Origin of the sequence: Streptomyces sp. NPDC058691 (assembly GCF_042714775.1) — a bacterium.
Lineage (GTDB): Bacteria > Actinomycetota > Actinomycetes > Streptomycetales > Streptomycetaceae > Actinacidiphila.
The window spans coordinates 1-6,590 of sequence record NZ_JBHXSO010000128.1 but is presented as its reverse complement, the minus strand read 5'-3'; the positions used below and the strand labels follow the sequence as shown (position 1 = coordinate 6,590).

General features: G+C 67.1%; 11 protein-coding genes and 1 pseudogene. 7 read left to right on the top strand and 5 right to left on the bottom strand.

Annotation, left to right across the window (positions count from 1 at the left end; all coding sequences use genetic code 11):
• Positions 1-611 precede the first annotated feature (611 nt).
• The gene (locus ACFWVC_RS38390; RefSeq protein ID WP_384299342.1) at positions 612-827 is read right to left on the bottom strand and encodes a hypothetical protein; all 216 of its coding nucleotides are present in this window, start codon (positions 825-827) and stop codon (positions 612-614) included.
• A 2-nt stretch (positions 828-829) separates the two neighbouring features.
• Here ACFWVC_RS38390 and ACFWVC_RS38385 point away from each other — a divergent pair, with 2 nt between their 5' ends.
• The 4 genes from ACFWVC_RS38385 (at position 830) to ACFWVC_RS38370 (ending at position 2,041) form a co-directional block, all read left to right on the top strand.
• Entirely contained in the window at positions 830-1,051 is a 222-nt protein-coding gene (locus ACFWVC_RS38385) for a hypothetical protein (protein ID WP_384299337.1), read from the top strand.
• A gap of 119 nt (positions 1,052-1,170) precedes the next feature.
• On the top strand, positions 1,171-1,335 hold the full coding sequence (locus tag ACFWVC_RS38380; RefSeq protein ID WP_384299329.1) for a hypothetical protein: 165 nt from the start codon (positions 1,171-1,173) through the stop codon (positions 1,333-1,335).
• Between the two features lie 19 nt (positions 1,336-1,354).
• Positions 1,355-1,633 (top strand): hypothetical protein, encoded by a 279-nt coding sequence (locus ACFWVC_RS38375; RefSeq protein WP_384299320.1) that lies wholly within the window; start codon positions 1,355-1,357, stop codon positions 1,631-1,633.
• 153 nt (positions 1,634-1,786) lie between these two features.
• Positions 1,787-2,041 (top strand): hypothetical protein, encoded by a 255-nt coding sequence (locus ACFWVC_RS38370; RefSeq protein ID WP_384299356.1) that lies wholly within the window; start codon positions 1,787-1,789, stop codon positions 2,039-2,041.
• Positions 2,042-2,059: 18 nt separating this feature from the next.
• Here the strand turns inward: ACFWVC_RS38370 and ACFWVC_RS38365 are convergent, their stop codons facing one another.
• From ACFWVC_RS38365 to ACFWVC_RS38350, 4 genes and pseudogenes are all read right to left on the bottom strand, one after another.
• On the bottom strand, positions 2,060-2,281 hold the full coding sequence (locus ACFWVC_RS38365; protein WP_384299349.1) for an integrase core domain-containing protein: 222 nt from the start codon (positions 2,279-2,281) through the stop codon (positions 2,060-2,062).
• 55 nt (positions 2,282-2,336) lie between these two features.
• A pseudogene (locus ACFWVC_RS38360) lies at positions 2,337-2,924 on the bottom strand (IS3 family transposase); the annotation flags it as partial.
• 2 nt (positions 2,925-2,926) lie between these two features.
• Positions 2,927-3,235 (bottom strand): transposase, encoded by a 309-nt coding sequence (locus ACFWVC_RS38355; protein WP_384299317.1) that lies wholly within the window; start codon positions 3,233-3,235, stop codon positions 2,927-2,929.
• Between the two features lie 175 nt (positions 3,236-3,410).
• Entirely contained in the window at positions 3,411-4,406 is a 996-nt protein-coding gene (locus tag ACFWVC_RS38350) for a hypothetical protein (RefSeq protein ID WP_384299314.1), read from the bottom strand.
• Positions 4,407-4,621: 215 nt separating this feature from the next.
• Here ACFWVC_RS38350 and ACFWVC_RS38345 point away from each other — a divergent pair, with 215 nt between their 5' ends.
• The 3 genes from ACFWVC_RS38345 to ACFWVC_RS38335 all read left to right on the top strand — a co-directional run bounded on the left by ACFWVC_RS38345 (position 4,622) and on the right by ACFWVC_RS38335 (position 6,232).
• Positions 4,622-4,840 carry a hypothetical protein gene (locus tag ACFWVC_RS38345; protein ID WP_384299311.1) on the top strand — a complete coding sequence of 73 codons (219 nt, stop codon included), beginning with the start codon at positions 4,622-4,624 and terminating at the stop codon, positions 4,838-4,840.
• Positions 4,841-5,085: 245 nt separating this feature from the next.
• The gene (locus ACFWVC_RS38340) at positions 5,086-5,634 is read left to right on the top strand and encodes a GNAT family N-acetyltransferase (protein ID WP_384299308.1); all 549 of its coding nucleotides are present in this window, start codon (positions 5,086-5,088) and stop codon (positions 5,632-5,634) included.
• A gap of 391 nt (positions 5,635-6,025) precedes the next feature.
• On the top strand, positions 6,026-6,232 hold the full coding sequence (locus tag ACFWVC_RS38335) for a hypothetical protein (RefSeq protein ID WP_384299305.1): 207 nt from the start codon (positions 6,026-6,028) through the stop codon (positions 6,230-6,232).
• Positions 6,233-6,590: the final 358 nt, after the last annotated feature.

Here is a 6,590-nt window from a genome sequence, read left to right as displayed (position 1 = left end):
ACGGCTTGACGCTCACGCCCTCACGAACGGCTCAATCGTCGCACCGGTTACGGCTGACCTGCGCCGCTCCACGTGATCGTGTTACGAGCTCTTAGCGGAGAGGACCGGGCACTTGCCCGCCCGGGTAGCGAGTTTGCGGCCCGTCTCGGACTTGAACCGGTCATGGTTCCTGGGCCCCACCTCGGACTGCTGACTCACCCGGACGAGGTGGCGAAGGCGATCCTGAACGGTTGAGCGCCTGTTCGCGGGTCGTTCATGACATGTCAGTCCAGGAGCGCCGACATTTGTCCGACTCAGAATTCGACCGGCGGAGTTTCGACGGCAGTGCAAGAGCGGCAGCCCGTTGTCGGCCCGCCCCGTTGTCTTCGCTCGCGCAGCCGTAGCCGCGGTGGTGGTTCGAGAATCGGTCCGGGGGGGTGTTTGGCATGGGTCGCGAGTTGAGGCAGGTCGGTATTGGGCTGTCGACGGTGGTCTGGTCCGGGTACCGGCCGCGTCCTGTCATCCGGCCCATCCGGCCTCGGTCTGCCCCGGGCCGGATTCACCGCCATCTGGTTGGCGACGCCCTCACAGGCCACCGCGCCGCTCCTCGACCCTGCTGAAGGCCCCTCAGGTCACGTCGCCTCACCGTCGAAGCGGTCGCCGCCGGCGTCCGGCTGCACAGGCAGGGCCTGGCCGGCGGACACTGATTCCACCTCGCCGATGTCCTGCGGTGTGAGGCCGGGGTCGGAGATCTCGTGGTCGCAGGGTTGGGCTGCCTGTCTTCGGGCCTTGCGCCGGTCGGTGAGAAGCGAAAAGACAACGGCGGCGAAATAGACCGTCCAGCACACGGGTGCACGCAGGAGACTGGAAGAACTTCTCCAACTTCCCGGCCACCGCGCCCAACGGCAACGCGTTCGGCGGTTGCGACGCGTCCGACCGGGGCAGCGGGGGCAGCCCGTGGAACGTGGCCCCTCCCGTCCCGCTCTTCGGGGACGGTCCCGGAAACCGGCCCTCGAAGGTCTTCCACTGCGACGACCCCGGGACAGAGTTCCAGACCAACCTGACGCCGTAGACGGGAATGATTGAATAACCGGGTGTCGGGCCCAGGGCCCGACACCCGGTTTCCGTTGAAAGAACACAGAGACTATAAGGAAGACAGAGAGGTGTGTCATGGGGGCAGGATTCCTTTTCGTGTTCGTCCCGTTGTTCCTGTACCTGACGCCTGTGACGTTGCTGTGCGTGAAGATCGCCGATCGGACCTCGTGGAAAATGGGGCTCGTCTTCGCGAGCGGCCTCATATTCCTCCCCGCCGCGCTTGCCGCGGGCTGGATCCTCGTGGGAACCGGCGTCCTGTGAACCGAAAGGCCGAAGAGTCGTGACCGTCATAGTCGTCGCGCTGGCGGCGGCACTCGGGGCCGTGGCCTACGTCTGGCCCCTCCTGCCACTGGTTGTCTACCCCATGCGCCGATGGCGAGGTTTCTGGGCCGCGCTCTACTGTGGTGCGCTGGGAGCGGTCGGCTCGGTGGCGTTCCGTGATCTTCACTACATGGTCGGCGACTTCTTCGCGGCATCCGTGCTCACCTCGGCGCTCAGAGCGCTCGTCGAAGCGGCAGGGCTCGTGGAGCCGGTCCGCAGCAGGTGGCGCGAACGGTGAGGGTCGCACACCGGGCGCCGGGCGTCTGCTCGGGGCGGAGAACCTTCTAGCGTTTAACGAGGTCTACTGAGCGATCACGCTCGGTCTGAGAGCGTGTTTGAGATCTGGGTGAGAGCTGTCCTGTGACGGACATCGGTCCTGTAGCCTCCGGCGGTGGACACCGTGCTCGACGTGATCGTTTCCTTTGTGGTTGCTGGTGAGACCTCAGGGCTTTGGCCCGGCATGCCTGGTGGGGAAGCTGATCGTCTGCTGGGCGGTGAGACCGGGCTGATCTCGCTCGGAGAGCAAACGGCCGACGGCTCGACGGGTTTCAAGGACGGGAGCCTTGAAGTGTGGGTCTCCTCCGAGGGTCGGGTGGAACTCGTCGGATTCGATGCGGATACGGATGGTGAGCTTGTTCCGCTTTGACGGACAATGGTGTGGTGGTCAGGCTGCGTGTGCTGTCTCGTATTCCGCTGGGCTGCGGTAGCCGAGGCTGCTGTGCAGACGGTGCAGGTTGTACCAGCTTTCGATGAAGTCGAAGATCGCAGTGCGGGCGGCGGCCCGGCTGGGCCAGGTCACGGTGCCCAGTAGCTCGCGCTTGATGGTGGCGAAGAACGATTCGGCGAGCGCGTTGTCCCAGCACTGCCCAGTGCGGCCGACCGACAGCCGGATGCCGAACTCGGCGGCCAGCGCAGCGAATTGCTGGCTGGTGTTGACATCCGCGATCGGAATGGAAGATCACGGGACGGGTGGGGTGGCGCTGTCGGCAGGCCGCGGTGAGGGCCTCGGCGACCAGATCGGTTCGCAGGTGGTCGGCGGTGGCCCAGCCGACCACGCGGCGCGAGGCGATGTCGATGACGGTGGCCAAATACAGCCAGCCCTCGTCGGTCGGAACGTAGGTGATGTCGCCGCACCACCGCGTGTCGACTCCGGTGGGGTCGGGCTGGAAGTCGCGGACGATGAGATCGGGCCGGGAGGCGGCCTGGGGATCGGGGATCGTGGTCAGGTGCCGCCTTCTGCGATGACGGCCTTGCAGCCCGGCGGCCCGCATGAGCCGGGCGACGCGGCGACGGCCGCAGCCGACGCCCTCACGGTGAAGCACAGCATGGACGCGCGGGGCTCCGTAGGTTCCGCGCGATCGCGTGTGGACCTGGGTGATCTGCTCGATCAGCTCCGCGTCCCGCACCGCCCGTGGGCCCAGAATGCCGGCGCGTCTGGCATAGAAGGCGGCTCGGGAGACCTGCAGCAGCTCACATGCCCGCTTGATACTGTGACCTGCCTGTTTCTCCGCCTCGATGAACGGGTGCATCATCACCGGGTCTCCTTGGCGAAGAAAGCTGTGGCCCGCTTGAGGACCTCCACGTCCTCACGCAGCCGCCGATTCTCCCGCCGCAGCTCGGCCAGTTCCTCGCGTTCACTGCTGGTCAGGCCGTCCCGTTCGCCGGCGTCGACCTCGGCCTGCTTGACCCAGTCCCGCACCGCGGTCTCGGTCAGGTCGAAGTCCTTCGCGACCTGGCCGACCGAACGGTCCCCGCGTCGGCACAGCTCGACGATCTCGGCCTTGAACTCCGGCGCGAACGAGCGGCGAGGACGTGGCTTCTTCTTCCCCATGCTCTCCATGGTGGACATCCTTCCGGGGACTCAACCCCTGATCTCGGATGTCCGGCGAAGCGAATCAAGCCCAGACAGCTGCTCCAGCCGTTCCGGGGACAACGTCGCGGGCCGGCTGCGCTGGTTCCCGATCCACGGCAAGCCCGTCGCTCCGGCAGGCCGGTATCTCTTTCCAGACCTCCGGTCAGGAGTCGCAGCGCTCTGTCACCACTACCGTCGTCCCCGCGAGTGCCGCGCCCACCGGCGTCTCGGCCCACTGGGCAAGCAGCAGTGGCTTCTCCTCGACGGACTTCAGCAAGTGTGCGAGTTCATTGGCGTCCGGTACAGCGGGAAGGACGCAGCTGATCACCATGCTGCCTGTGGCACTGCTGTGGTCCCCGTACTCCTCGTCGGGATCATCCGGCTCCCAGCGCCCGACCTGGACCTCCCAGCAACTGTCGTAATCGCCAAGCTCCGGGGCCTGGACCGTCAGGTAGAAACCGTCGGAATCGTGAGGCTCGGCGAAGAGTTCGCGGCTGGGGTCGTCCAGCGTGGCCCAGGTTCCGGAGCACCGGGAGTGCGCTGTGACCAGCACCCTCAGGGCCGCGACAGCCTTCTCCCGCTCCTGCGAAGTGAGCCCTGCCTCACGGCGGTCGAGCCGTTCGCGGGTCTCGACGCTGAGTGTGTCCATTCCGTCGTCATGCTTCACGAAGGGATGGGCGAACTGCCAGCAGCGCACGTTCTCCGTCTCGGGGTTCGAAGAGATTCCCGAGAAGTCGTCGAGTGCCGTACGCAACTCGACTTCTTCCGACTCCAGTTCGGAGAGGATCGCTCGGCGCACCGTATCGGGCACGCTTACCAGAGCGTTCTCCAGATCGGCCAGCGCCTGGTGAAGCCGCAGGCAGACGTACTCGTACCAGAGACTATGGGCACCACAGAGGAGATCGGCGCGGGCGGCGGCCGCTGTCAGTGCCGCAAGGTGCTTGCGCGGGTAGTAGTCCACACGCTGTTCCCGGAGGTCGTGGACACTGACGGGGACGGTGGTGAAGGCGGAGATCCGGTTGAGGGCGTCGGTGATCGGAACGGCAAGGCGCGGGTCGCCCAGGCTCGTTACGGTCTTGGATTCGACGCCGTCCGGACCCTGATAGGTCGCCAGGACCTGAGTTTTCCCGCGGCTGGCGTGCTGAGAGTAGATGGTCAAGGGGACGCCTTTCGCCCGCCCGGCATGCAACGGCCGGACAGGAGGGTGCAGGGATGGGAGGAGGTGGTGGCGAGGGCGCTTTCCGACGCTCCGTACCTCAAGGTGATCGGCGGTGGCCCAGGCACTCTCCCAGGCTCCTTGCCTGCCTCGCAGGCTAGACGTATCGAGGGCGCGCCACAAGCGGTTCTCGGGCAAGCTGAGGGGGCACCGATGGCGTGGCTTCGCGCGTGGTGGCCGTGGAGGCCCGCGGGCGGGGCATCGGAGCCGCGCTGCTCAAGTGGGTGCAGTTGTACGGGTACATGGAATACAGGCTGCTGTTCGGCAAGTTCGATACCGAGCGCGATCTAGGGGCGTACTGCACACAGCAGGGCTGCAGTGTGCTGCGGCCCGGGCAGGCCGTCAACGCCGGGAACTTTGCCTGCACAGCCCCGTGACCGGCACCAAAGCCACGCGTCGCGCCTCGTACGGCGGCCGCCCGGGCCGGCGTGGAGCGCGCACAGCCCGACCACGCCCCCGTCACGCCGTACGCTCCCGCGCCCGGCGCCCCAGCGAATTCCTAGCCCAACTGCGCGCCGATAAGCACGCCGACACCCTGGTGCCGGCCTTCGAGCTGCAGTCACAGGGCAGCAGCGCCTCCAGCACTCGAATATGCCCGAGCTCCCGGGGAACTGACTGCCATATGACCACCGCCCACTCCATCACGCTGCACGCCTACGATCAGCTGCTGCTAGTCCGCGACGACCTGATCGCGGTCTACGCCGAGGTACGCGCCGATCTGCTTCACCTGCCGAACTACGCGCTCCAGGCGTTCACCGAACGCCTGGACCGGCACGGTGAGGCCCCTGGCTTCACGGCGGTCCTTGCCTACACCGAGGACGGCGCGCCGGTCGGCTACGCGTACGCCCACACCGTGGAGCAGGGCGACCTGTGGTGGGCCAGGGTGTCCCCGGCTCCGGGACAGGAGTACACCGCGGCGTCGGCTGTGGCGGTGAAGGAGCTGGGTGTGCGCGTGCCGTGGCGGAAGACGGGGACGGCCCGCCGCGCCCACGATGCGCTGCTGGCGGCTTACCCGGGTGTGCCGTGGGCGTCGCTGATGGTGAACCCTGCCGCGGGGGGCGGGAAAGTGCTGCGGCTCTACGAGTCGTGGGGGTACTGCCGCGTCGGCACCTGCCAGCCGTCGGCGGAGTCCCCGGTTCTGGCCATGATGGTCCGATCGCGCAATGGGTAGCCAGTCACCGGCTGCCCAGACTGCCCTGGGCGTAGCGACTACGAGGTGGCGCCCCCTGCTCGCAACCACCTTGCCGCCCGGCGCGCTCTGGCTGACAGATCGGGTACGCCCGGCCGTGGGTGAAGCCGGGTTGTCGTCCCTTGGAAGGCGCTCAGTTCCGGGAAGAGCGGGTCGTGGACATCTCCCACAGGAGACGGTGCTTCGATTCGCCGGGGTGATGGGTGGTGTCCGGCCAGGTCCCGGCCTGTGACGATGATCCTTCCAGTCGGTGGCCGGGGTCGGGTCGTGAGGGCGCGGTGGCCCGCCTGCTGGCCCTGGATGCCAGGGGAGAACTGACCGCCGGCTACGCACTGTTGGTCGCTTCGGCTCTGGGCGTGTCCTTGCGGACGGTGTGAAACTGGGCATCAAGGCGTGTTCCTCGGATGGGTCGCTCGGGAGATTGCCCGCCCGGCTTGCCCTCACCCTCGACGACGACTCCGCTCCGCGCGTGTTCGCGCAGTTGAGAACCGACCTCCGCTCCCTTTTGCTTCAGAACGGAATCGATCAACTCTCCATCCGCAACGCGATCACCTTGACCATCACGCTTGCCTCGGAATGACCGTTCGCGGCGCTCGATCAGGTCGTCATGCTGGCCCAAAGACTGTGCTGGCGACGCGTGCGATCATGCTGGTCGCCGGGATGGCAGGAAGAGGGGTCGGGATGGCGGGGGTTTGGGTGGCGGTGTGTCTGCCGGCCGAGGCGGCAGATGACAGCCAGGGGGCGCTTGCGCGGGCTGTCGCGCCTTTCTACAGCGACACGGACGACAATCCCGTGGAGCGTGGCATGTGGGATGAACGCCGTATCCAGGGCGGCAGCGACGGTCTGGGTTTCGCTGTCGCCCCCGGCTACGAGGACGACCCGCGACTCATCCATGACGACCCCGGGCGGGACGGCGCGCCCCGTCCCAGCGTTCCGGG